Source organism: Wenyingzhuangia gracilariae, from assembly GCF_056387575.1.
Window position 1 is genome coordinate 1,676,023 of record NZ_CM150748.1, and the last position, 24,196, is coordinate 1,700,218.

Here is a 24,196-nt window from a genome sequence, read left to right on the forward strand (position 1 = left end):
TATTTAATTTGTTCCATAAAAAAAAATATTACCCCACATTTTATAATAAAACGACAACTAAACATGTATTTTATTGCTATTATATCAACAAAAAAAGCCAAAGAGTATCTCTTTGACTTTTTGTAATAATATATAATGTTGTTGTTATTTAACTTTTAATCCGAGTTTCTCTCCTCTTTTGATCATTAGTTGATAAGCTTCTTGGTAGTCGTTGGCAATAACACCATCTAAAATAGCTTCTTTAATATAATCTTTAATCAAACCTATTTCTTTACACGGTTTTAAATCAAATGTTTTCATTATGGTTTCTCCAGAAACAGGAGGTTCAAAATTTCGTACTCTATCTCTTTCTTCTACCTCTTTAATTTTATTTCTAACCAATTTAAAATTGTTGTGGTAACGTTTAAATTTGGTAGGATTTTTAGTGGTAATATCAGCTTCGCACAAGGTCATTAAACTATCAATATCGTCACCTGCATCAAACACTAATCTACGAATGGCAGAATCTGTAACTTCAGAAGCCAACACAATAGGTCTAGAACTTAACAACACCATTTTTTGAACAAATTTCATTTTATTATTTAATGGCAACTTTAATCTTTTAAAAAGTTTATACACCATTTTTGATCCCACAAATTCGTGGTTATGAAACGTCCATCCTACTTTTTTAGAAAATCGTTTGGTAGGTGCCTTTCCTATATCGTGCAACAAAGCAGCCCAACGCAACCAAACATCATCGGTATTTTTAGAAATGTTATCTACCACCTCTAACGTGTGATAAAAATTGTCTTTATGTTTTTGTCCTTCTACTTCTTGTACTCCTTTCAAGTCGGTTAATTCTGGGAGAATTTGTTGCAACAAACTAGTTTTTTCTAAATGTAAAAAACCTATGGAAGGTACGGGTGCTTCTAGTATTTTATTAATCTCTACCATGACTCTTTCACGAGTAATGATTTTTAATCTTTTTGCATTTTTTTGAATGGCTTGTAGAGATTTTTTTTCTATTTGAAAATTTAATTGTGTGGCAAAACGAATGGCTCTCATCATTCTTAAAGGATCATCAGAATAAGTAATATCTGGATCTAGAGGAGTTCTAATTATTTTTGCTTGCAAATCCTCAATTCCTTTAAAAGGATCTAATAAGGCTCCTAATGAATTGTGATTTAGAGAAATTGCCATTGCGTTTATGGTGAAATCTCTTCTATTTTGATCGTCTTTTAAAGAACCTTCTTCTACTTGTGGATTTCTACTGTCTTCTGAATAAGATTCTTTTCTAGCTCCTACAAACTCAATTTCTATGTCTTGATATCTTAACATAGCCGTTCCATAAGTTTTAAAAACTTGTACTTTGGGTTTATTGGGTAGTAAGTCTGCTACTTTTAAAGCCAAATCTATTCCGCTCCCAATAGCAACTACATCAATATCTTTAGCAGTTCCGCGTTCCAAAATAAAATCGCGCACAAAACCACCAATTACGTATGCATCTACCTGTAAATCTTTTGCGGCCTTTGTAATGTATTCAAAAACGGGATGTTGAATTGCTGTGTTGTAGTTCTCTAAAATTCGCATTAAGGTCTTATTACGGTTACCTGATTTTGATTTGTGACCTTGATGATTGTCGAGGATTTTTCACAAATTTTATCGTGGTGCAAATCTACTACATAATCTACTGCATTCAAAATAGCTGGGTTTATTTCGGAAAACTGTTTAGGTGTAGGATCTCCACTGATATTTGCAGATGTAGATACGATAGGTTTACCATAATTTTGAATCATTTTTTTACAAAAATCATCCGATGCAATTCTAATAGCTATTGTATTGTCCTTACCAATGGCATTTTTGGCAATTCCAATTGGGTGATCGTAAACTATGGTGGTAGGATTGGTTGCGTTTTTTAAAATTTCCAAAGCTTTATTAGGAACTTTAACTACATATTTTTTTAACATTTCTAAAGAATCAACAAGTATTACTAAGCTTTTTGTTTCTTCTCTTTGTTTTATTTTATAAATTTTAGCTACTAAAAATTCATTTGTAGCATCACAACCAATCCCCCAAACAGTATCAGTTGGATACAAAAATGTTTTATTTTTATCAAACAACATTCTCTTAATTAATTACTAAGCATTATTACTTAATGATTTAGTTTAAAATATCTAAAGATTGTAAACTTACTAATTTAGAATACATTCCACCTTGAGCTATTAAATCTTTGTGTGTTCCTTGCTCTACAATTCTACCTTTTTTCATGACTACAATTAAGTCGGCATTTTTAACAGTAGATAATCTGTGAGCTATTACTATTGATGTTTTATTTACCATCATATTTTCTAAAGCATCTTGAACTACTTTTTCTGATTCCGTATCTAAAGCAGAAGTTGCTTCGTCTAAAATCATGATAGGAGGGTTTTTTAAAACCGCTCTAGCAATGGCAACTCTTTGTCGTTGCCCTCCTGATAAGGAATTTCCACCATCACCAACATTACTTTGATATCCATTTTCAAATTCTGTAATAAAATTATGTGCATTAGCTATTTTAGCAGCATGTATAATATCTTCTTCGGATGCGTTATCAACACCTAGAGAAATATTATTAGCAATTGTATCATTAAACAAAATAGAGTCTTGAGCTACAATTCCCATTTGACTTCTTAAGGATTTTGTAGTTACATCTTTAATATCTATACCATCAAATGTAATACGACCTTCATTCACATCGTAAAACCTAGTCACTAAATTTGCTAAGGTAGATTTTCCACTTCCAGATTCTCCTACTAAAGCGATTGTTTTTCCTTTAGGAACAGTTAAATTAAAATCTTTTAATACGTATTCGTTATCATATTTAAAAGATACATTTTCAAATTTAATTTCTTTATTAAATCCACTAATCACTCTAGACCCTTCTTTATCTTTTAAAGGATTTATAGCATCTAAAATAAAACGTACTCTTTCTGATGCTGCATTTCCTCCTTGAATTGCGTGACTTGCCTTGGCCATTGCTTTTGCCGGAGTTAAAATTTGATAAGCCAATCCCATGTAGGTAATAAAGGCTCCACCTGTTAAACTTTCCTCTATTAGAACTAAAGTTCCTCCGTAAACAAATAAAATTGAAATTGTAAAGACTCCTAAAAATTCACTTAGTGGACCTGCCATAGCCATTCTAGCACCAATTACATTGTTCATATAATTAATTTCTTCTGACTGAGATTTAAATTTGTTCTTAAAAAAAGATTCTGCTGTAAAGTTTTTGATAATTTTTATTCCTCCTAAAGTTTCTTCTATTTTAGAAAGTAAATTTCCTTCCATTGCAAAAATATCTCCTGAAATACTTTTAATCGTTCTACCTAATCTTGAAATTAAAAAACCAGCTATGGGTAAAAAAACCAAAACAAAAATGGTTAGCTTCCAACTAATCCATAACATTGCTCCTAGTGTAAACAATAACGTTAAGGGTTCTCTTCCAATCATCATTATCGCATTCATAAACGATGATTTTATTGTTGTAATATCAGCAGTCATTCTAGATATTAAGTCACCTTTTTTTTCTCCTGAAAAGAAAGAAACATTTAAAGAGGTAACTTTATTATAAACATCGTTTCTTAAATCTTTTAACACCCCATTGTTTAAATAGGTCATATACACCATAGATAAATAAGCAAACAAATTCTTTAAAAAGAATGCTACAATCATAAAGATCATCATCCATATTAGAGTACTAAAAGCACCTTTTTCTTGTGTATTTGTGGTTATAAAGTAATTAAGAAAATCTTCTAAACTATTTTTATTCAAACTTCCAAAACCTTTAAAGACAGGTTTTTCATAAACTTTTTCCGTTTCTTTAAATAATACATTCATTACAGGCATTAATGATAACATAGACAATGCCGAAAAAAAAGAATATAAAAAATTAAAAAAAATACTTGAAAAAAAATTAAACTTATATGGAGCTAGATATTTAAAAAAATGTCTTAGGTTTTTCATTCATAAATTATTTATCGTGCAAATTTATATATTTTATTGTTGTAACTAGGATTTATAACTCCCTAATCGAGTTAAAATCTGAATTACTCATACAATTTTAAGATTAATTTAATTTCTAAATATTTTTATTTCTTTATTAACCAAGTATCGCCTTATATTTAAATTTTGCATATTGCAGTCTTTTAATTGCTTTTTAAATATTTTAGATATGAACATTTTATTTTTAACAGATATATTTAAACATCCTGTAAATCATTTGCCCACAAACCATGATTGGTTAGCTGATTTATGGTTTTCCAGTAGAAGTAATACTGTTACAAAAATAAATGATATTTTAAATCCTAATACTTCAAGTATTAAAGAATATTTACCTAAAAAAGCGTATTCTACGGCTCTTAAAAAAGAATGCATTGATAAAATATCTGGATATTTAAAAGATAATATTACTTCTTTTGATTGTATTATAGCATTTGAATGTACAATGGAAACTCGGCAAATATTAAACTCAATTCATCCTAAAATACTTTTCATTTACTTTAGTCCTTTAAGATACTCTAATAGGCAAACGTTTTGTTTAAGTTCTAATAATAATGAACTACAAATAAAAATAAATAATTGCTACAATAAAGCTTATAATTATTACAAACAACAAGCTAATTATGTAAAACACCTTGTAAAAAACAAAGCTCCAATTCTTAATATAAAGCCTAAAAGTATACTTTTAGTAGGTCAAGTAGAATCCGACTTATCCGTATGGAATGGAAAGCAATTTACAAATTTAGATGATTATTTTGATGAAATAATCAAAATAGCCTCTGATTATGAAAATATATATTACAAACCCCACCCTTTTTCAAAAAAAAATAACGAAAAAATTTCAACTGCTATAAATATTATTAACACTGATATGGAAATCTATAAACTCCTTAGTTCTGATGCTATAGAACATGTTGTTACCGTATCTTCAAGCGTTGCTAAAGAAGCATGTTTTTTTGACAAAAAAGTTACTCAATTTTCTAATTTATATATTTCTGAAGATTCTAAAAGTATTCCCTATACAATGGATGACAACTTTTGGAATTACTTATTTTATAATGATAACCAGAATTTAATAGAACATTTAGTCGTTGATACAATTGATATTAGACCTATAAGAAATACGTATTGGGGATTTAAATATATTTTAGACTTAGAATCTACAATACCTTGGCAAGAACATGAAGCACTATTAAGCAACCTTAACTCATCTATTGATCAACTACAGAAACAATTAATAAGTTTAGAAGATAAATATAAAACATTGACAACCTCTAAAAAAAAGATATTCAAAATTTTATATAAGAGCTTCTTTAAAAAACAATAAAGATTAGGTATTTATTGTTTTTTAAAATTTGTAAACATACATCTTAAATTTTGAAACAATTTTCTTCTTACAGGAATTTTAGCATTTAACAATCTTTTTTTCATTCTAGTACCTATAGCTATATATGACAAATTCTCTGAAATTGTTTTGTGTCCACTTACAACAATTTGCTTAACGTTTAGACTGTTTTCAAAAACTATTTTCATTTTAACAGAAGCATCTTCTATATTAGCATCTGCTGCAATAAACCCTTTTTTTAACATCCCATGACTTCCTTCTAAAGGTTTTAAAACATATGTTACTGGAAAACTGTTTGTAGTGTTCATAAAAACCATATTTCCAGAATAACCTGTAGCAATTACTGGTTTTTTAAAATACATTGCTTCTGCCATTGTTAAGCCAAATCCTTCGGATCTATGAAGTGATACTAGAGAATCACTATTTTCTATCAATCCTGTTAGCTCTTTTCTTGTAACTCTTTCATTTATAACTTTTATATTAGAACAACTTTTTAAATAGGATTCTAATTTTTCTTTGTCTGTAGGAAAATCATCCAAACCTATACTTTTTATTAAAAGTATAGCTTCTTTACTTTCTTTACCAAAAGCTTTATGAAACGCTTCTATAACTGCAAAAGGATTTTTTCTTAGTATAGCACTGTGGGAATCAAAAATTGTTAAAAAAGTAAATTTATTTTTTTCTAAACCAAAATATTCTCTATTGAGCCCAGAAGGTTCTATTTGAATAGGATGTGGAATATTAATTACGGGACAATTTGCTTTTTGGGAAAAAATTTCTACACAAAAATCACTAGCAGTCCATATTTCATCAAATAAATCCATGTAAGGAATTATATCTTCTGGTATTTCTTTAAATTCCCAAACCCAAAAAGCAATATTATATCTATTCTTAAATTGCTTTTTTCCGACTTTCTTAACAAACTGTTTTATAGTTCCCAAGTTTACATGAAATATGTTTATTCCATATTTTTTGGCATCTTCCTTCTTTTGATCTTGGTAAACATCTCTCTTATGATTAAAAAGATAACTAACTACATTTACATCAACACCAACACTTTCTAATGCTTTTACATTAGATATTGAAGCTTCTGTTAATCCACAAGGTTCATTAAAATAACCAATATAATTGACACCAAAACTTTTCATAAGAAAATAAAGATTTTTTAAGATTCAAAACTACTCATAATTAATTAAAATCTATATTTAATAAATACAGAATCCTTATTAAAAACTTAAACAATATTAATTAAATAGATTTGTATACTTCTAAATAGCAGTTAGCCATTACTTTGTAATCAAACTCTTTTGACCTAAGGATTAATTGCTTACTAATTTCTTTAGAATTAGATTTAAAATACTCCATTCCTCCTTTATAAGCAGCTACCATACTGTCTGTTTCAAAACAATCAAAATAGAATGCTACATCTCCACCTATTTCAGGCAAACTTGTTAAAGTGCTTAAAAAGACTGGTTTTCCAAAACTCATTGCTTCAATAGGAGGAATTCCAAAACCTTCTGCTGTTGATGGATGACACATTGCGTAACAATTTTGAATCAGTCCCCATTTTTGTACATCGGTTACGTGATAACAAAAATGCACTCTATGAGCTACCTTTAATTTGAAAATTTCTGTTTGAATTTCTTTGGTATAAAATTGATTTTCACCTGATACTACTAACACTAAATCTTCTTCAATAAATGGAAGCATTTTAATCAAAGCCAATTGATTTTTTTTAGCAAACAAAACTCCAATATTTAAAATATATTTTTTCTTTTTTAAAAATGATAAGTCTCCTAAATCATAACTACAATGTATATCCGGAAATGCAATTCCATTATAAATTACTTTTACTTGAGGCTCAACATCAAAAGAAAACATATTTTTATTTGCTAAAAAATCTTGTTTTACAAAATCAGATATACAAACAATTACATCAGCATTCTTTAAGTTTTTTCTTACTTTATTTAGTTCTTTCTTATATTTCTTTTCCGAAATGTTTTCATGTAAAAAATTTAAATCATGTAAAGTCACTATTTTTTTTTGACAAAATCTTTTAAAATGAAAATATGAAGAAAGTTGATGACTTGTATGTAATACATCATAGCTAAAACTATAAAAAGGCAAAAATTTGTGAAAAGATTCTCTTTTTACTATAGGAAAATTTGTATTTAATTTTTCTATTGAAACTTGAGGACCATATAAACTTATTTCTGTTTTGTTGTTAACATTTATTTCAGACAACCCTGTAGCTAGATATTTAAAAACATTGGCAATCCCAGAATTACCATATCTTAACCTTTCTAAATCTACTAAAACTTTTTTTCTTTTCTTTTTCATTCAATCTTTACTCCTAAATAGTTTTCTTGAATACATTTATTGCTCTAAAAAACAGCTTTTTATTAACAATAAATTAACACTATGTAAAATTGTAAGACTGCAAATATAACACTTGTCTAACTCTAAACAAAGCATATAATTATTTCAGTCCTTAAAACATAATCTATCAAAATAAGTTTATTTAATTTATTCTATAGATGGATAATTTGATAAAAAGTTGCGTTAAATTCACCCTAAATATTACATCAATAACGTTTAACCAACTATATTATTTGTTTCTTTCCACAATTAGTTTACTTTTTAAATTAAACATATGAGTATAGTTATATATACAGCCATTTTTGGAAAAAAAAATTGGATTATTTAAACAACCTTCTTTTCAAAATGTAATATATACATGCTAAACCTATCAAGATATCATCTCTAAACATTGGGAAGTTAGAAAAGTAGAGCCCTGATATAATGATGCTACTAGAAATAATAGATATGTTAAAATTTTACCACATCTGTTTTTTAAAGAATATGATCTTAGTATTTATATTGATGCCAATTATTTAATTATTGGAGACATCCCAGCACTACTAAAAAACACATATCAAAACAATCTCTTTATGTGTTTTGATCATAATAAAATTACTGGAGATGCTAGAGATTGTATTTATAAGGAATTAGACCATATTCTTTATTTAGGAGAACTACGTGGCGAGTATAAAGATGATCCTAAAATTATGAAAGCCCAACTAGATCAATACAAGTCCGAAGGATACCCTAAAAACAATGGTTTGATTAGAGGTTCTGTACTTATAAGAAATCACAACAACACTAAGGTGATTGAGTTTATGAACGAGTGGTGGCAACAATTAACTTCTGGAAGTCGTAGAGATCAACTTAGCTGTAATTATGCAGCCTGGAAAACTAATTTTACAATTAACTATTTACCCGGAAATGATGTAAAAGGAAATGATTGGTTTTTAAACCTAGGGTCTAACCGAACAAATTTTAGTCGTAAACTATTTAAAGTAAAACTAAAAAAGTTACTAAGAGGAAGTTATTAAAGTAATTCCAAAAGATAATCTTCTACTTTTTGTTGATTAACTTTTGCATCAAAGTTTTCTTTTACAAAAGTGTTTCCGGCAGCACCCATTTTTGCTATTAACTCTCTATTTTCTTTTAGGTTGATAACATGCTCAGCTATTTGCTCAATATTATCTTTCTCAACCAAATAACCTGTTTTTTTATGTAAAACTACTTCCGGATTACTACTTACATCATAAGCAATTACTGGCTTTTTAAAGTAAGATGCCTCTGCCACTACATAACCAAAACCTTCCCAGTGAGATGTTAACACAAAAACATCTATTTGAGACATAAATTCACTCACCTTGTTCACATATCCTGTAAACCGAACAACATCTGTAACCTGTAATTCTATTGCTTTTTGTTTCAATTCTTCTAACAATCTTCCGTTTCCTCCTATAACAATTTCAAAATCAGTTATTTTTTGCTTTAACACTACAGCCAAATCCAACAAGGCTGTTTGATTTTTTTGATATTCTAACCTTCCTAAATTCCCTATGGTAAAAATATCTTTAGCTTCTTTTTCTCTAAACTTATAATGATTTAAACGCAATCCATTGTATATTACCTTTATTTTTTCCTCAGGAAACATATTAGGATTTTTCTGATTGATTGTTTTTTTAGTTTCGTAAGAATTGGCCAATATTTGAGAAATTATATTCTTAAAATACCATCTATTTAAAAAATTATCTTTTATCGGAATTGCACTTCCTCTTCTGTAAATAATTGTTTTTACACCTGCCCATTTTGCGGCCAACGCACCTACTTTAATATCTTTAGAGATATTGTATATAACAGCATTAGGTTTGTCTTTTAAGAACAAAAACATTAATTGTAAAATTTTAAAAAGATTTAAAAAGCTTAAGTTGCCAATAGATATTAATCTTACTTCTACGTTTTCTTTTTCTAATTTTTTACGCAATGCCCCGTTTTTGTGGCAGTACACAATAACTCTATAATTTTTATTATGTAGGTAGGCCGATGTTTCCAAGTGCCATTTCTCTCCACCTCCCCATGCTAGTTCTGAATTAAATAAACAAATTGTTTTCATATTACAGCCCCTTATACACATCCATTATAGCATTGGCAATTACCGTATCGTTAAATTGCTGAGCATATTTCCATCCTTGTTCTTTCATTTTATTTTGCAATAACGTATCCTTTTCTATTCTATTTATTTCTTCTAGCATTGCCAAATCATCATGCGGTTTTATGTATATAGAATCTGGACCACCAGCTTCAGAAAAACAACTTCCTACAGATGATATAACAGGTGTTTTAGAATATAATGCTTCTACTATTGGAATTCCAAATCCTTCAAAAATACTTGGATAGATAAAAATGGTAGCCATTTGGTATATAATAGCCAATTCTTCCATAGAAACACCTTTTAAAAAACAAACACGATTGTGCATATTATTTTCCTTTATATATTCCTTAACTTTTTCTGCGTAACTAGTTTCTTTTCCCACCACTACCAAATAATGATTGGTGTTTTTAATTGCCTTTACAATCGTCAATAAATTTTTACGTTCTTGTATGGTTCCTACATTTAACAAATAGTTACTAGGCAATTCATATTTTTTAGCAACTTGTTCTTTTTCTTTATCACTATAATTTTGTTTAAAAGCTGCATGACATCCTTGATACACTACTTCTATTTTATCTGGTGAAATTTTTAAAAACTCAACAATATCGCTTTTAGTTTGTTCACTAATTACAATAACTTTATTTGCTACTTGAGCAGCTCTTTTAAATTTTTTGAAATGTATTTTACCATCAATATAAGAGTACAATTCTGGATAACGAACAAAAATTAAATCGTGAATCGTAACTACGGTTTTAATCGTTGTGTTTTCAATTCCAACCGGCAACTCATTAGACAGTCCGTGATAAACTTCTACTTTGTCTGCCACTAAATCTTTTACAATTGCTTTTTGTCTCCACAAGGAATTTAATTTTTGCCAAACTTTACTTTTAGGCAAACAAACCTTTATATTCTTATTTAGTTCTAACCTATTTACCTTTCCTGGTTTTGGGTTGTACAAAAAATAAGAATTATCAGAAAAACAACTAGCTAAAACTCTAACCGTATCTCTACTGTAATTCCCTAAACCTGTGGTATTATGAAAAATTCGTTTTGCATCAAAACCTACTCTCATTAATATTTCCTTTAAAAATTCAACTTATAAATTACCGCTAAATTATAGCACACAAGAAAGCTTCCAATATATTGAATCTTTTTTACTTAAATAAACTTTAAGAACTAAGTATTCATCCAAATAAATTAAGCCTAGTAAAAAGCTTTACAACATGAATTGTCTAAAAATGTTTATTTATTTGTTACACGTTAAAAGGTTAACAAATTTATTTTGTTGAAATTCAAAACTCCATTTTTCATTATTAAACTTACAAGTTGGTTTTTCTAGTTTATTTAAAACAGCTATTAAATTATCTTCTTTTTTATAAAATAATGCTGTTGTTTTAAAATCTTCAAATTGATTAAAAAACGAGTCTAATATCATAGGTATATGATAAGAAAATGCTAGGTTAAAAGATCCTGAAATTTTATATTGATATGCGTTAGACAAAATATGTTTATTGTGTATTATAGGTAAAATATAATCGCTTTTTTGTAAATATGAATGAAAAATATTGTTGTCTATAAAACCGTCCCAAAACATACAATTATTATTCAAATCATATTTTTTAAATTCTTTAGAAAGATTTGGATCACTTTTTCCTAGAAAAATAAGTTTAATGTTTTTATTTAAATTTCCTGCTTTAAAAAACTCAAATAACTGTACATAGTTTCTACGTTTTAACTCCATCTTACCTGGTATCGTTACCCATATTTCATCTTTCCCTTTCTTCAGTTTAACTTCATTACATTCTTTAAAAAAAATAGGGTAAAAAGATTCAAACTTTGCTTTTAATAAGTTATTGGTTTTAGTGTTTTCTAACAAATAATCATTTAATAAATAAAAACCGTTAATTGTTTTATAGGTATGTAAGTACTTAGTATTCTTAAGATCTTTTAAATTATGTAAAACACCATAATATTCTCTCTTTTTTTTAGAACAAACCTTAAGTAAATTATGAGCCGATTTATTAGGAACCGTATTAAAAATAACTTTATCAATTTTGTTTTTATTTAAAAACTGCAAAACTTTTAAATGTCCAATCCCCCACTGATTACTTCTCACAAATAAAGTTTCATTAAATTCATCTAAATAAGCTATTCTATCTTTTAATCTATAGTTAGATATTAAATACAACTTTACATTAGGTAAGGTCTTTAAAAATGCTACTTGAGAAAAAATACACTCATCATGATGAGTATTAAATTCAACTAGAACAATATTCATTTTACAACTTTTTTTAAAAATAAGTAAATATAAAACAAAAATAAACCTTTGTATATTTGAACAATATTAATTTTAAATTATATTAAAATATTATAAGCTAAACTAAAGGTCAATCTTGTTTTTAACTTTAAAAGAAACAAAAGAAAATTATTATATAATATCTTTACTAACTTAAGTTTATAAAACAGAATTCTAGTAACCTAAAACTTATATTTAATAAAACATATGCCTAAAATACTTGCTTTTGATTACGGAACTGTAAGAACCGGATTGGCTGAAACCGATGATTTAAAAATGATGGCTTTTGGTTTGGATACCATTCCTACTAAAGAAATTTTTAGCTATCTAAATCAATACCTAAAAAACAATACTGTAGATTTATTTGTAGTTGGGGAACCTAAACAGATGAATGGTACTCATAGTGAAAGTGAGGTTTATATAAAAGAATTTATCAAAAAACTAGAAAGTACTTATCACATTCCCATCAAAAGATTTGATGAGCGTTTTACCTCTAAAATAGCTTTTGACACTATGATTGCTAGTGGTATTGGTAAAAAGAAAAGACAAAACAAAGGATTGGTAGACAAAATTAGTGCAACTATTATTTTGCAAGAATTTTTAAATAAAATATAATACCATGAAAGTTATTATTGAAGCATCTACACTATTTACAAAAGGTTATACAGGTATCCCTCATTATATTTTATGTTTAGAAAAAGCCTACAAAAAAAAATCTTTTATAGATTTTGCTTTAGGCTTTAATTTAAAAAGACTTAGAAAAAAGAAAAAATTACCTAACTCCATTTTAGAAAAAAAATATTATTGGTATATAGAAAGATTTCTGTTTTCAAGAAAATTTAATCCTGAAATTTCTCACAGTTTACATAGTCCTTTTTTAAAAATAAAGGGGACAAAAAAAATAGCAACTATTCACGATTTAGCAGTTCATTTACCCGAACATGAACATTTAGATTTTACTACTGAATATTTTAAAAAAAAAAGAATGAAACTTTTTAGCGACTTTGCTAAAAATGCTGATGCAATTATTTCTGTTAGTGAAAAGACAAAACAAGATTTTCTCAAATTTTTTAACTACCCTGCTAATAAAATCCATGTAATACATTTAGCTCCAGTTTTTCAACCCTCTAACATTGATTATTCATTTGAGCAAAAAATATTAAACAAATATAAATTAATTTCTAAAAATTATTACTTAACTGTTGGAGGAGTCTCAATTAGAAAAAACTCTATAAACTTATTAAAAGGATTTGCTAACTCTCAAGCAAGTAAACATCACCAACTTGTTTATGCAGGAAAAACAGCTACTAATACAAAAAATAAATTTCTTCAAACTATTTCAGAATTAAATTTTAATAATAAAATTATAAATACTGGTTATATTACAGACAATGAGTTAAGTATTTTGTATAAAAATGCAAAAGGTTTTTTATTTCCTACTTATTATGAAGGATTTGGGATTCCAATTATAGAAGCAATGAGCTATGAATTACCAATATTAACCAGTACAACCGGAGCTGCCCCAGAAGTTGCTAATGGACATGCCATCCTGGTCAACCCTAATAATATTGAGGAAATTACTAAAGGGATTGACAAACTAAGCTTAGTAGACACTAAACAACTAAAATTAGCTAAAGAATATGCCAGTACTTTTAATTGGGATATCGTAGCCCAAAAAACTATAGAAATATACAAATCTGTTTTACAGAACTAATTAAAATAAACTATGAAAGGAATCATACTAGCAGGAGGATCAGGAACAAGGTTGTACCCTTTAACAAAAGCTACCTCTAAACAGCTTTTAGCTATTTATGACAAACCTATGATTTACTATCCTTTGTCTGTCTTACTATTAGCAGGTATTAAAGATATCTTAATAATCACTACTCCAGAAGACCAGGAACGTTTTGTAAACTTATTAGGAGATGGTAGCCAGTTAGGAATAAAACTTTCATACGAAGTTCAACCTAATCCAGAAGGTTTGGCTCAAGCATTTATTATTGGTAAAGAATTTATTGGTAATGATGATGTTGTCTTAATTTTAGGAGATAACATTTTCTACGGACAAGGATTTCCTACTTTACTAACCAATGCCATTAAAAGCTGTAAAGAAGATAAAAAAGCAACTATATTTGGTTATTACGTTAGTGATCCTGAGCGTTATGGGGTTGTAGAATTTGATGAAAACAAAAATGCTTTAAGTATAGAAGAAAAACCCAAACACCCTAAAAGTGATTATGCGGTTTCTGGATTGTATTTTTACCCCAACAACGTAATTGATATTGCACAAAACGTAAAACCAAGCGAAAGGGGAGAACTAGAAATCACCTCTGTAAATCAAGCTTATTTAAAAAATAAAGAACTAAATGTGCAGTTAATGGGACGTGGCTATGCATGGCTAGACACTGGAACCCATGAATCTATGTTAGAAGCTTCTAACTTTATACATACTATAGAAAAAAGACAAGGGTTAAAGGTAGCTTGTATAGAAGAAATTGCTTATGAAAAAGGCTATATTAACAAAAAGCAATTACTAGCTTTGGGGCACGAAATGAAAAAGAACGAATACGGACAATACTTAATTAGAAGAGCCAAAAAATAAGATGAAATATACACGTACAGAAATACCAGATATAATTGTTTGTGAACCCAAAGTTTTTGGAGATCATAGAGGTTATTTTATGGAGTCTTTTAAAGCAGATATGCTTGCAGAATTTTTAGGATATACAATCAACTTTTGTCAAGACAATGAATCTAGTTCTAGCAAAGGGGTATTAAGAGGTTTACATTACCAAATAAATGGTTTTGAACAAACCAAATTGGTAAGAGTTATTCAAGGAAGTGTAATAGATGTTGCTGTAGATATCCGTAAAGGATCTCCTACTTTTGGACAACATGTAGCTGTTGAATTATCCGCAGAAAACAAAAAACAACTATTAGTTCCTAAAGGATTTGCTCATGGATTTATTGTGTTAAGCGAAACCGCTATTTTTAGCTACAAAGTAGATGCTCCTTATAGTTTTGAAAATGAAAGAGGACTTGCTTTTGATGACCCTACTTTACAAATTGATTGGAAATTAAATCCTAGTGAATTTGTTTTGTCAGAAAAAGACACACAAAATCCTGCTTTAAGCAAAGCTGAATTACTAGACTACAATACCAACTACTATGAGTAATATATTAGTAACAGGAGCTAATGGTCAGTTAGGTTCCGAAATTCAATCTTTGGCAAATAACTACAGTCAGTACAATTTCTTTTTTACAGATGTTACTAATTTAGATATTACCGATTTAAAAAAGGTAGAAGAATTTTGTAGCACAAACAAGATCAACATTATTTTAAACTGTGCTGCTTATACAGCTGTAGACAAAGCCGAAGAACAAACAGATTTGTGTAATGCTGTAAACAACACCGCTACTTTTAATTTGGCTACCGTTGCCAAAGCTCAAAACATCCAATTAGTACACACTTCTACTGATTATGTTTTTAACGGAATCAATCATACTGGTTTTAAAGAAAACGATACTCCAAACCCCATAAATGTTTACGGAAAAACAAAATGGTTGGGAGAAGAAGCCATGAAAAAAATAAACCCAGAAAATTCTATAATTATTAGAACCTCTTGGGTGTATTCTACTTTTGGAAACAATTTTGTAAAAACCATGTTAAAATTGGCAGAAACTAGAGAGTTGTTAACCATTATAGCAGATCAAATAGGAACTCCTACCTATGCTTATGACTTGGCTAAAACAATCTTAGATATTTTACCTAAAATTAAAAACAGTAACGTAGAAACTTATCATTATTCTAACGAAGGAGTTTGTAGTTGGTACGATTTTGCTTTCGAAATTTTTAGTCAAACAAACACCAATTGTAAAGTTTTACCTATAGAAACCAAAGATTATCCTACAGCAGCAGAAAGACCTTTGTTTAGCTTAATGAACAAATCAAAAATTAAAAACACGTTTCAAATAGAAATTCCTCACTGGAAAACATCTTTATCAAACTGTTTAAAAAAACTATAAATGAAAACAATATTAGTCACAGGCACAGCAGGGTTTATTGGTTCTAACTTTATCTATCATTTTATTGAATCTTATCCAGATTATAAATTAATCAGCTTAGATAAATTAACCTATGCAGGAAGTTTAGAAAACTTAAATAAAGTTGAAAATCACGAAAGACACACATTTATAAAAGGTGATATTTGTGATAGACCGCTAATTGAGAAAATATTTACAGAAAATGATGTACATGGAGTAATTCATTTTGCAGCAGAATCTCATGTAGATAATTCTATTAGCAATCCTGGAGTTTTCATAGAAACCAATGTAAATGGTACTTTTACCTTAATTGATATTGCTTACAAACACTGGATGGAAAAACCATTTACTTTTAAAAACGGATATCAAGATTGTAAATTTTTACACGTTTCTACAGACGAAGTGTATGGAACTTTAGGAGAAACAGGTTTGTTTACAGAAACCACCTCTTATGCTCCTAACTCACCTTACAGTGCTTCCAAAGCAAGTAGCGATATGTTGGTACGTAGTTACCATCACACCTATGGAATGAACACCATTATTACCAACTGTTCTAACAATTACGGACCCCAACAACACGATGAAAAATTGATTCCAACTGTAATTAGAAAAGCCTTAAACGAAGAAATTATCCCTATTTATGGTGATGGAAAAAACATTCGTGATTGGTTGTATGTCTTAGATCATTGCAAAGGAATAGATTTAGCTTACCACAAAGGAACTTTTGGAGAAGTTTACAATATTGGAGGTCGTAACGAAAGAAACAACAATTACATTGCTGATAAAATCTGTGAAATTTTAGATCAGCTACAACCTAAAAAATCGGGGAGCTACAAAGATTTAATCAATTATGTAGAAGATAGAGCAGGTCACGATAGACGTTATGCCATTGATGCCACAAAAATTGAAACTAATTTAGGCTGGAAAGCCGATGAAAATTTTGAATCTGGAATTTTAAAAACCATCCAATGGTATCTAGATAAATACTCATCTTAACAAAAAAATCAAAAGCCAAAGTTCATCACTTTGGCTTTTTTACTATTGTAATGCAAAAGTATCAATCAATTCTTTGTACTTTTGCAATCAAATTTTAGCAAAATATTATGATTTTACCAATTGTAGCCTACGGAGACCCCGTTTTAAGAAAAGTAGGTAAAGAAATAAACAAAGATTATCCAGAACTTTCTACCTTAATTGCCAACATGTGGGAAACCATGGAAAACGCAAATGGTGTAGGTTTGGCAGCTCCTCAAATTGGTAAATCTATCAGATTATTTGTAATTGATGCGACTCCTTTTGCCGATGATGAAGAAGCTACTCCTGAAGAAAAAGAGCAATTGGCATCTTTTAGAAAAGTATTTATCAATGCTAAAATAGAAAGTGAAGAAGGTGATGAATGGGCTTTTGAAGAAGGATGTTTAAGTATTCCTGAAATTAAAGAAGATGTATGGAGAAATGAAACCATAAACGTAACCTACCAAGACGAAAACTTTAACACACACAAAGCTACTTTTAGTGGTTTGGCTGCAAGAGTTTTTCAACACGAATATGACCATATAGAAGGAGTTTTATTTACAGACAAATTATCTTCCTTAAAAAAGAGATTGCTAAAAAAGAAATTAGAAAATATTTCTAAAGGAAAAATTGGAGCAGATTATAGAATGCGATACTTTAACGCAAAAAGAAAATAAATTAAACATAATTAGAAATGAGTTTAACAAAAGTAATTGCAATTGCTGGTAAACCAGGATTGTATGAAATTTTAGGACAAACAAAAGGTGGGTTTATTACAACTTCTTTAATAGATGGAAAAAAAGCACCTGTTAAAAACACACAAAACGTAAGTGTTTTAAGCGATATAGGAATTTATACATACGACACAGAAGCTCCTTTAGGAGAAGTATTTTTAGCTTTACATAAAAAATACGAAGGAAAAGAAGCAATTAGCCACAAAGCTCCTAATAACGAATTAACATCTTTATTTAGCGAAGTTTTACCAGAATATGATGAAGAACGTGTTTATGTTTCTAACATTAAAAAAGTAGTACAATGGTACAACCTTTTAGTTACTTCTGGTTTTGATTTTGAAACTATTAAAGAAGACTTTAAAAAACTAGAAGAAGCCCAAAACGCTGCTGAATAATTTTAAAAAACATTTTTTTCAAAAAAGCTGTTAACTATTTTACACCAAATATAGTTAACAGCTTTTTTTATTTTTACTTTATCCTCTTAACCTTTTATGCTTCACCTATAACTTTGTAATTTGTACTCCATACTTTTTTACCAATAAAATGAATACCAGAAAAGAACAACTAGCCGCTATAGACCGTTTGTTAACCATAATGGACGAATTAAGAGACCAATGCCCTTGGGACAAAAAACAAACCTTAGAGAGTTTACGTCACTTAACCATTGAAGAAACTTATGAATTGGCAGATGCCATTCTTGCTAACGACCTAGAAGAAATTAAAAAAGAATTAGGAGATTTGCTATTGCACATTGCTTTTTATGCAAAAATAGGAAGCGAGTCTAAATCTTTTGATATTGGTGATGTTGCAACTAGTATTTCAGAAAAATTAATTCACAGACATCCACACATTTATGGAGACGTAAATGTAAAAGACGAAGAAGAAGTAAAACAAAACTGGGAACAACTAAAACTAAAAGAAAAAGGAAACAAATCACTTTTACAAGGAGTACCCAACTCTTTACCTGCACTTGTAAAAGCCAATAGAATTCAAGAAAAAGTTTCTGCTGTTGGTTTTGACTGGGAACACCCAGAGCAAGTTTGGGAAAAAGTACAAGAAGAATTACAAGAATTCAATCAAGAAATAAAAAACGGAACTTCTAAAAACATAGAAGCAGAATTTGGAGATCTTTTATTTTCTATGGTAAACTACGCACGTTTTATTGGTGTAAACCCAGAAAATGCATTAGAAAAAACCAATAAAAAATTCAAAAACCGTTTTGAATACTTAGAACAAAAAACACTAAAAAAAGGCATTCAACTTACTAGTCTAACTTTAGAAGAAATGGATGTGTATTGGGAAGAAGCCAAAAAATTAGAATCCTAAAAAAACCCATTCATTCTGAATGGGTTTTACATTGTAAACTCTTTATTTTTTTTAAGGATTTGTAGACCAAATTCCAGCATTTTTTACAAACACACGTCTGTTTAATTTTAATTGCGCTACAATTAATTCAGCAATATCTACCGGCTGCATTACAGTTTCAGGATTTCCATCCGTTAAGTTCATATCAATTGCCATGTCTGTAGCTGTTGTACTTGGAGTTAATGCAGTTACTCTAATATTGTGTTTTCTTACCTCTTGCATTAAAGATTCTGTCAACCCTAATACGGCAAATTTAGATGCACTATAAGCACTTGTTACTGCTGCACCTCTTAAACCTGCTGTAGAAGATATGTTTATAATATCTCCTGTATTTCTTTCTATCATTTGTGGTAAAAAAGCTCTGGTCACATAATACGTTCCCATTAAATTTACCTGAATAATATGCTCCCAATCTTTAACCTCCATTTCTAAAAACTTGGCAAAACCACCAACACCTGCATTGTTTATCAAAATATCAATGCTATCAAACTGGTTAAAAACAACTCCAGATGCCTTGTTAACAGACTCTAAAGAAGCCACATCTGTAACCACAGTTACTACCTTTACTCCAAAAGCCTTTACTTCTTTAACCACAGTTAACAAATCGCTTTCTGTTCTAGCCAACAAAGCTACATTTACACCTTCTGCAGCCAATGCCAATGTAATCGCTTTACCAATTCCTTTTCCTGCACCAGTTATCAATGCATTTTTACCTTTTAAACTAATCATATTTCTTGTTTTTTTATGTCAAATTTAACAAGCATTTTATCAACCTACAATGCTTACCTCTTTTTTTTCATCTGTTTTTACACCATTTTACAGTCTATCTTTTTGGGTATTCCCTACATATATTTTTCCATTTTATTACAAAATATACGTAGGTCGGGCTTTCACTACTCGCTTTTTAAATCCTGAAACAAGTTCAGCATTTAAAAGAGCTCAAACAAATAGCTCAATCCCTAATACTAAACAACACATAAAAAAACCGAGTTTATACAAACTCGGTTTTCATTTTTTTAAGCCTCTAAAGCTTGTTTTATATCAGCTATAATATCATCAATATGTTCTAACCCTAAAGAACAGCGTACCATTCCATCGGTAATATTTACTGCTTGTTTTACCTCTGCCTCTACTTTAGCATGTGTAGTACTTGCAGGATGCGTTACAATAGTTCTAGTATCTCCTAAATTGGCAGACAAAGAACACATTTTTATATGATCAAAAAAGTTACGTCCTCCTTCTACTCCACCCTCTACTTCAAAAGCCACAATAGTTCCTCCTAACTTCATTTGCTTAATTGCAATTTCGTATTGTGGGTGCGATTTTAAAAACGGATACTTTACCCACTTTACCTTAGGATGGCTTTCTAAAAATTCAGCCAATTTTAAAGCGTTGTCACATTGTCTATCGGCTCTCACCGCCAATGTTTCTAAAGATTTAGACAATACCCAAGCATTAAATGCACTTAAAGCCGGACCTGTTAAACGAGAGAATAAATAAATTTCGCGAATCAATTCTTTTTTTCCTACCGTAATTCCTCCTAACACTCTTCCTTGTCCATCTATTAATTTAGTAGCCGAATGAATTACCAAATCGGCACCAAACTTAATAGGTTGTTGCAAATAAGGTGTCGCAAAACAGTTGTCTATAATTAACAACAAACCATGCTTTTTACAAATGGCAGATAGGTACTCCAAATCCAACACATCAACTCCAGGATTGGTTGGAGTTTCTGCATAAATAAATTTGGTGTTGGGCTGAATTAATTTTTCTATATTTTCAACATCATTTACATCAAAATAAGAACACTCAATATTCCATTTTGGAAAATACTTGGTAAACAAACCATGAGTAGCACCAAATACAGAACGACAAGAAACCACATGGTCACCTGCATTTAGCAAAGTAGCAAACGTAGAAAAAATTGCTGCCATTCCGCTTGCAAAAGCAAATCCGGCTTCTGCTCCTTCCATTAAACAAATTTTATCTACAAACTCATTTACATTGGGGTTGCTATATCTACTATATAAATCGCGTTGTTTTTCTTCGGCAAAAGAAGCTCTCATTTCTTCTGCATCTTCAAATACAAATCCTGATGTTAAATACAACGGAACCGAATGTTCAGAAAACTGTGTTGTTTCTGTTTGGGTTCTTACCGCTAGGGTTTCAAAATTCTTTTTTTCGCTCATTTTATTCGCTTTAGTAATGAGTACAAAGTATTAAGTACTGAGACTTATTAACTTTGCGTGTATAATTTTAGTAACGAGTAGGCGATATAAAGTACCGTACCAACTCTTTATATTTTTTTTAAAACTTAATACTGACTACTCAGTACTTTGTACTAATTGGGGCTATAGCTCCAATTCTGTCAATCGCATAATATCTCCAAAAACTCCACGTGCAGTTACATCGGCTCCGGCTCCGGCTCCTTGAATTACAAGAGGTTGTTCTCCGTATGATTCTGTGTAAATTTCAAAAATAGAATCGGCTCCTTTTACTTGTCCTAAAGCAGAATCATTAGGAACAGAAACTAATTTTACTTCTAAAACTCCTTTGTCTGATGCCAAATCTCCATGTAAATCTCCAATATAACGCAATACGTGATTTGGTTTTTGATTGTCTTTAATTACCTGATAAATAGGATCTAAATCTTCTAATTTATTTAAGAAAGATTGTGTATCTCCATCTCTTAAGTTTTCGGGAATTAAATTGTGAATTTGCACATCGCTAAACTCATTTTCTAAGTCTAGTTCACGAGCTAAAATTAACAATTTACGACCTACATCATTCCCATTTAAATCTTCTCTAGGATCTGGTTCTGTAAACCCTTGGTCTGCTGCTTCTTTTAACACTTCGCTAAACTTTACATCTTTAGCAGAAAAATTATTAAACAAATAACTTAATGTTCCAGAAAACACCCCTTTAATTCTTGTGATATTTTCACCCGATGCATGCATCAACTTAATGGTGTCTATTAAAGGCAAACCAGCACCTACGTTGGTTTCGTATAAATATTGTTTTCTGTTTTGTAGCAACGCCAAACGCAACTCATTATAAAAGTCTAACGATTTTGTATTTCCTATTTTATTAGAAGACACTAAATTAAATCCGTTTTCTATTAACGGAATGTAATTTTCTGTCATTCCTGCACTGGCAGAATTGTCTACAGCAATTAAATTTCCTAAATGATGTTCTTTGGCATATTTAACAACAGCATCTATTCCTTTATAAGGTATTCCGTTTTCTTTTAAACCTTGCTTCCAAGTAGTTTGAATTCCTTCTGCATTAAAATAAACTTTTTTAGAGTTTGCAACGGCAAATACATTTAAGTCTATTCCTTTACGCTTTAAAATATTCTTTTTGCTTTCTAATATTTGTTTGATTAAGGTTCCACCTACCAAACCAACTCCAAAAACAGCTACATTAATTTTTTTGGCAATTCCAAAAATTTCACCATGCATTACGTTTACTGCTTTTCTTAATTCTTTATTATCTATCACTAAACAAACGTTATTACCTGTTACCGTGTTGTTAATTAACAACGGTTTTATGTTATTATTCACCAATGCTGTGTAGCTAGTTTTAAAAGAACTTAATGAATTCCCTAAAATAGATACGACTGCTACTCCTCTTGTAATGGTTATTTTATTAATATCATTACTTAAAAAGTCTAAATTAAATTCGTTCCCTAAAGCATCTTTGGCTTTGTGGGCATCGGTTCCATTTACAACAAAACTAATTCCACGTTCCGAAGAACCTTGAGAAATAATTCCCACACTTACATTTTCTTTTTGCAAAGCGGTAAACAAACGTGCATCAATCCCAACTTTCCCTAACAAACCTCTACCTTCTAAACTTACCAAAGCCATGTTTTCTTGTACAGAAATGGCTCTAATTCCGTTTTTAGAAGTTTGTTCTGCGTTGATTAAAGTTCCTGGACTTTCTGGCTCAAATGTATTTAGTATACGTAAAGAGATGTTCTTTTTAACCAAAGGAATAATCGCTTTGGCATCTAATACATTGTCTCCCAAATTGGCCAATTCATTTGCTTCGTTAAAAGACAAGTGATTTATTTTTTGGGCATTGGAAACCAACATTGGGTTGGCCGTATAAATACCACTTACAATGGTATAATTTTCCAATTCTTCTGCATTTAAATAACCTGCAATTAAAGAAGCTGAATAATTACTACCGTTTAAACCAATGGTTGTGGTTTCTCCATCTAAGCTTGCTCCTACAAATCCTGTAACTACAGGCACCGTAGTAGACAAATCTATAGCAGAAAAATATTTTTTAGCATTTTCCTCTGTTATCTCTTCTAACAAAGTAGCAGCTCCATAAATATTATCCGTTTTAAATAAACTTCTAGAATCTGTGTATTGAGCATTTATATTTTGCTTTGCCAACAAAGCGGTTACCATTTTACCAGACAACAACTCTCCATAAGCTGTCACCAAATCTTTTATTTTTGGGCTGTAATCTTCTAACAAATGAACACCTTCAAATATTTTTTCTAAAAAAGTAAACTCTTCAGAAAAATCTATAGTTGGCAATGGCTCCATTTGATAATTTTTAAAAATATCAAAAGCAACCTGGTAATCTTCTCCCTTTTTTGCACTCTCTAACAATTCTAACAAATCATCTGTAGCAGTTCCTCTTGCCGAAACAACAATTACAACTTCTTCTTTGTTTTGTATTTTATTTAAAAGAATAGAAATAACACTTTGTATTCCTTTTCCGTTAGCTAGTGATTTTCCTCCAAACTTTAATACTTTCATTTCTTGAGGTTTATTTGTTTATGGGTTGAAGTGTACAATTTGCTTAAACAATTCAACTTTTTATAAATCTGTTCTCTCTCTTTTTTTAGTACGTTACTA

Annotated in this window: 21 protein-coding genes and 1 pseudogene; 11 read left to right on the forward strand and 11 right to left on the reverse strand. The window is 29.7% G+C overall.

Annotated features, from left to right (window positions below; genetic code table 11):
- Window positions 1–144: 144 nt before the first annotated feature.
- From ACY2IJ_RS07350 to ACY2IJ_RS07360, 3 genes are read right to left on the reverse strand one after another with little or no spacing between them, the layout of a single operon-like run.
- Window positions 145–1,569, reverse strand: a complete 1,425-nt coding sequence (locus ACY2IJ_RS07350; protein ID WP_476726503.1) for a CCA tRNA nucleotidyltransferase — start codon at window positions 1,567–1,569, stop codon at window positions 145–147.
- Window positions 1,569–2,102, reverse strand: a complete 534-nt coding sequence (locus tag ACY2IJ_RS07355) for an L-threonylcarbamoyladenylate synthase (RefSeq protein ID WP_476726504.1) — start codon at window positions 2,100–2,102, stop codon at window positions 1,569–1,571. Before ACY2IJ_RS07355 ends, ACY2IJ_RS07350 begins: the two co-directional genes overlap by 1 nt.
- Window positions 2,103–2,139: 37 nt before the next feature.
- Window positions 2,140–3,978 carry an ABC transporter ATP-binding protein gene (locus ACY2IJ_RS07360; protein WP_476726505.1) on the reverse strand — a complete coding sequence of 613 codons (1,839 nt, stop codon included), beginning with the start codon at window positions 3,976–3,978 and terminating at the stop codon, window positions 2,140–2,142.
- A gap of 208 nt (window positions 3,979–4,186) precedes the next feature.
- On the opposite strand from ACY2IJ_RS07360, the gene ACY2IJ_RS07365 reads away from it, so the two are divergent.
- A complete protein-coding gene (locus ACY2IJ_RS07365; protein WP_476726506.1) occupies window positions 4,187–5,341 on the forward strand; it encodes a hypothetical protein in 1,155 nt (384 codons plus the stop codon).
- An 11-nt stretch (window positions 5,342–5,352) separates the two neighbouring features.
- On the opposite strand, the gene ACY2IJ_RS07370 is transcribed toward ACY2IJ_RS07365, so the two are convergent.
- Together ACY2IJ_RS07370 and ACY2IJ_RS07375 are read right to left on the reverse strand one after the other, a co-directional pair.
- A complete protein-coding gene (locus ACY2IJ_RS07370) occupies window positions 5,353–6,507 on the reverse strand; it encodes a glycosyltransferase (protein ID WP_476726507.1) in 1,155 nt (384 codons plus the stop codon).
- A gap of 100 nt (window positions 6,508–6,607) precedes the next feature.
- Window positions 6,608–7,699, reverse strand: a complete 1,092-nt coding sequence (locus ACY2IJ_RS07375) for a glycosyltransferase family 4 protein (protein ID WP_476726508.1) — start codon at window positions 7,697–7,699, stop codon at window positions 6,608–6,610.
- Window positions 7,700–8,169: 470 nt separating this feature from the next.
- Here ACY2IJ_RS07375 and ACY2IJ_RS07380 point away from each other — a divergent pair.
- Window positions 8,170–8,754 (forward strand): annotated as a pseudogene (locus ACY2IJ_RS07380) (glycosyltransferase domain-containing protein); the annotation flags it as partial.
- On the opposite strand, the gene ACY2IJ_RS07385 reads toward ACY2IJ_RS07380, so the two are convergent.
- The 3 genes from ACY2IJ_RS07385 to ACY2IJ_RS07395 form a co-directional block, all read right to left on the reverse strand.
- Complete coding sequence (locus tag ACY2IJ_RS07385) at window positions 8,751–9,827, reverse strand: glycosyltransferase (RefSeq protein ID WP_476726509.1); 1,077 nt, start codon at window positions 9,825–9,827, stop codon at window positions 8,751–8,753. The pseudogene ACY2IJ_RS07380 and the gene ACY2IJ_RS07385 sit on opposite strands and share 4 nt — an antisense overlap.
- A gap of 1 nt (window position 9,828) precedes the next feature.
- Complete coding sequence (locus ACY2IJ_RS07390) at window positions 9,829–10,938, reverse strand: glycosyltransferase family 4 protein (protein WP_476726510.1); 1,110 nt, start codon at window positions 10,936–10,938, stop codon at window positions 9,829–9,831.
- Window positions 10,939–11,112: 174 nt separating this feature from the next.
- A complete protein-coding gene (locus ACY2IJ_RS07395; RefSeq protein ID WP_476726511.1) occupies window positions 11,113–12,144 on the reverse strand; it encodes a hypothetical protein in 1,032 nt (343 codons plus the stop codon).
- Between the two features lie 225 nt (window positions 12,145–12,369).
- On the opposite strand from ACY2IJ_RS07395, the gene ruvX reads away from it, so the two are divergent.
- The 9 genes from ruvX to mazG all read left to right on the forward strand — a co-directional run bounded on the left by ruvX (window position 12,370) and on the right by mazG (window position 19,280).
- Complete coding sequence (ruvX, locus tag ACY2IJ_RS07400; RefSeq protein WP_476726512.1) at window positions 12,370–12,777, forward strand: Holliday junction resolvase RuvX; 408 nt, start codon at window positions 12,370–12,372, stop codon at window positions 12,775–12,777.
- Window positions 12,778–12,781: 4 nt separating this feature from the next.
- A complete protein-coding gene (locus ACY2IJ_RS07405; RefSeq protein ID WP_476726513.1) occupies window positions 12,782–13,876 on the forward strand; it encodes a glycosyltransferase family 4 protein in 1,095 nt (364 codons plus the stop codon).
- A 12-nt stretch (window positions 13,877–13,888) separates the two neighbouring features.
- On the forward strand, window positions 13,889–14,764 hold the full coding sequence (gene rfbA, locus ACY2IJ_RS07410; RefSeq protein WP_476726514.1) for a glucose-1-phosphate thymidylyltransferase RfbA: 876 nt from the start codon (window positions 13,889–13,891) through the stop codon (window positions 14,762–14,764).
- Window position 14,765: 1 nt separating this feature from the next.
- Window positions 14,766–15,338, forward strand: a complete 573-nt coding sequence (gene rfbC, locus ACY2IJ_RS07415) for a dTDP-4-dehydrorhamnose 3,5-epimerase (RefSeq protein ID WP_476726515.1) — start codon at window positions 14,766–14,768, stop codon at window positions 15,336–15,338.
- Window positions 15,331–16,188 (forward strand): dTDP-4-dehydrorhamnose reductase, encoded by an 858-nt coding sequence (gene rfbD, locus ACY2IJ_RS07420; RefSeq protein ID WP_476726516.1) that lies wholly within the window; start codon window positions 15,331–15,333, stop codon window positions 16,186–16,188. Before rfbC ends, rfbD begins: the two co-directional genes overlap by 8 nt.
- Window positions 16,189–17,202: a dTDP-glucose 4,6-dehydratase gene (gene rfbB, locus ACY2IJ_RS07425; protein ID WP_476726517.1), complete on the forward strand. Its 1,014-nt coding sequence runs from the start codon at window positions 16,189–16,191 to the stop codon at window positions 17,200–17,202.
- Window positions 17,203–17,309: 107 nt separating this feature from the next.
- A complete protein-coding gene (gene def / locus ACY2IJ_RS07430) occupies window positions 17,310–17,897 on the forward strand; it encodes a peptide deformylase (protein ID WP_476726518.1) in 588 nt (195 codons plus the stop codon).
- A gap of 17 nt (window positions 17,898–17,914) precedes the next feature.
- Window positions 17,915–18,349: a DUF5606 family protein gene (locus tag ACY2IJ_RS07435; RefSeq protein ID WP_476726519.1), complete on the forward strand. Its 435-nt coding sequence runs from the start codon at window positions 17,915–17,917 to the stop codon at window positions 18,347–18,349.
- A gap of 148 nt (window positions 18,350–18,497) precedes the next feature.
- Complete coding sequence (mazG, locus tag ACY2IJ_RS07440; RefSeq protein ID WP_476726520.1) at window positions 18,498–19,280, forward strand: nucleoside triphosphate pyrophosphohydrolase; 783 nt, start codon at window positions 18,498–18,500, stop codon at window positions 19,278–19,280.
- A gap of 51 nt (window positions 19,281–19,331) precedes the next feature.
- On the opposite strand, the gene ACY2IJ_RS07445 is transcribed toward mazG, so the two are convergent.
- The 3 genes from ACY2IJ_RS07445 to thrA form a co-directional block, all read right to left on the reverse strand.
- A complete protein-coding gene (locus ACY2IJ_RS07445; protein WP_476726521.1) occupies window positions 19,332–20,048 on the reverse strand; it encodes a 3-ketoacyl-ACP reductase in 717 nt (238 codons plus the stop codon).
- 287 nt (window positions 20,049–20,335) lie between these two features.
- On the reverse strand, window positions 20,336–21,508 hold the full coding sequence (locus ACY2IJ_RS07450) for a trans-sulfuration enzyme family protein (RefSeq protein ID WP_476726522.1): 1,173 nt from the start codon (window positions 21,506–21,508) through the stop codon (window positions 20,336–20,338).
- A 162-nt stretch (window positions 21,509–21,670) separates the two neighbouring features.
- Complete coding sequence (thrA, locus tag ACY2IJ_RS07455) at window positions 21,671–24,097, reverse strand: bifunctional aspartate kinase/homoserine dehydrogenase I (protein ID WP_476726523.1); 2,427 nt, start codon at window positions 24,095–24,097, stop codon at window positions 21,671–21,673.
- Window positions 24,098–24,196: the final 99 nt, after the last annotated feature.

Excerpts from the sequence above, each read along its gene's own strand:
- ACY2IJ_RS07350 (WP_476726503.1), bottom strand. The coding sequence starts at position 1,569 with ATGCGAATTTTAGAGAACTACAACACAGCAATTCAACATCCCGTTTTT.
- ACY2IJ_RS07355 (WP_476726504.1), bottom strand. The coding sequence starts at position 2,102 with ATGTTGTTTGATAAAAATAAAACATTTTTGTATCCAACTGATACTGTT.
- ACY2IJ_RS07360 (WP_476726505.1), bottom strand. The coding sequence starts at position 3,978 with ATGAAAAACCTAAGACATTTTTTTAAATATCTAGCTCCATATAAGTTT.
- ACY2IJ_RS07365 (WP_476726506.1), top strand. The coding sequence starts at position 4,187 with ATGAACATTTTATTTTTAACAGATATATTTAAACATCCTGTAAATCAT.
- ACY2IJ_RS07370 (WP_476726507.1), bottom strand. The coding sequence starts at position 6,507 with ATGAAAAGTTTTGGTGTCAATTATATTGGTTATTTTAATGAACCTTGT.
- ACY2IJ_RS07375 (WP_476726508.1), bottom strand. The coding sequence starts at position 7,699 with ATGAAAAAGAAAAGAAAAAAAGTTTTAGTAGATTTAGAAAGGTTAAGA.
- ACY2IJ_RS07385 (WP_476726509.1), bottom strand. The coding sequence starts at position 9,827 with ATGAAAACAATTTGTTTATTTAATTCAGAACTAGCATGGGGAGGTGGA.
- ACY2IJ_RS07390 (WP_476726510.1), bottom strand. The coding sequence starts at position 10,938 with ATGAGAGTAGGTTTTGATGCAAAACGAATTTTTCATAATACCACAGGT.
- ACY2IJ_RS07395 (WP_476726511.1), bottom strand. The coding sequence starts at position 12,144 with ATGAATATTGTTCTAGTTGAATTTAATACTCATCATGATGAGTGTATT.
- ruvX (WP_476726512.1), top strand. The coding sequence starts at position 12,370 with ATGCCTAAAATACTTGCTTTTGATTACGGAACTGTAAGAACCGGATTG.
- ACY2IJ_RS07405 (WP_476726513.1), top strand. The coding sequence starts at position 12,782 with ATGAAAGTTATTATTGAAGCATCTACACTATTTACAAAAGGTTATACA.
- rfbA (WP_476726514.1), top strand. The coding sequence starts at position 13,889 with ATGAAAGGAATCATACTAGCAGGAGGATCAGGAACAAGGTTGTACCCT.
- rfbC (WP_476726515.1), top strand. The coding sequence starts at position 14,766 with ATGAAATATACACGTACAGAAATACCAGATATAATTGTTTGTGAACCC.
- rfbD (WP_476726516.1), top strand. The coding sequence starts at position 15,331 with ATGAGTAATATATTAGTAACAGGAGCTAATGGTCAGTTAGGTTCCGAA.
- rfbB (WP_476726517.1), top strand. The coding sequence starts at position 16,189 with ATGAAAACAATATTAGTCACAGGCACAGCAGGGTTTATTGGTTCTAAC.
- def (WP_476726518.1), top strand. The coding sequence starts at position 17,310 with ATGATTTTACCAATTGTAGCCTACGGAGACCCCGTTTTAAGAAAAGTA.
- ACY2IJ_RS07435 (WP_476726519.1), top strand. The coding sequence starts at position 17,915 with ATGAGTTTAACAAAAGTAATTGCAATTGCTGGTAAACCAGGATTGTAT.
- mazG (WP_476726520.1), top strand. The coding sequence starts at position 18,498 with ATGAATACCAGAAAAGAACAACTAGCCGCTATAGACCGTTTGTTAACC.
- ACY2IJ_RS07445 (WP_476726521.1), bottom strand. The coding sequence starts at position 20,048 with ATGATTAGTTTAAAAGGTAAAAATGCATTGATAACTGGTGCAGGAAAA.
- ACY2IJ_RS07450 (WP_476726522.1), bottom strand. The coding sequence starts at position 21,508 with ATGAGCGAAAAAAAGAATTTTGAAACCCTAGCGGTAAGAACCCAAACA.
- thrA (WP_476726523.1), bottom strand. The coding sequence starts at position 24,097 with ATGAAAGTATTAAAGTTTGGAGGAAAATCACTAGCTAACGGAAAAGGA.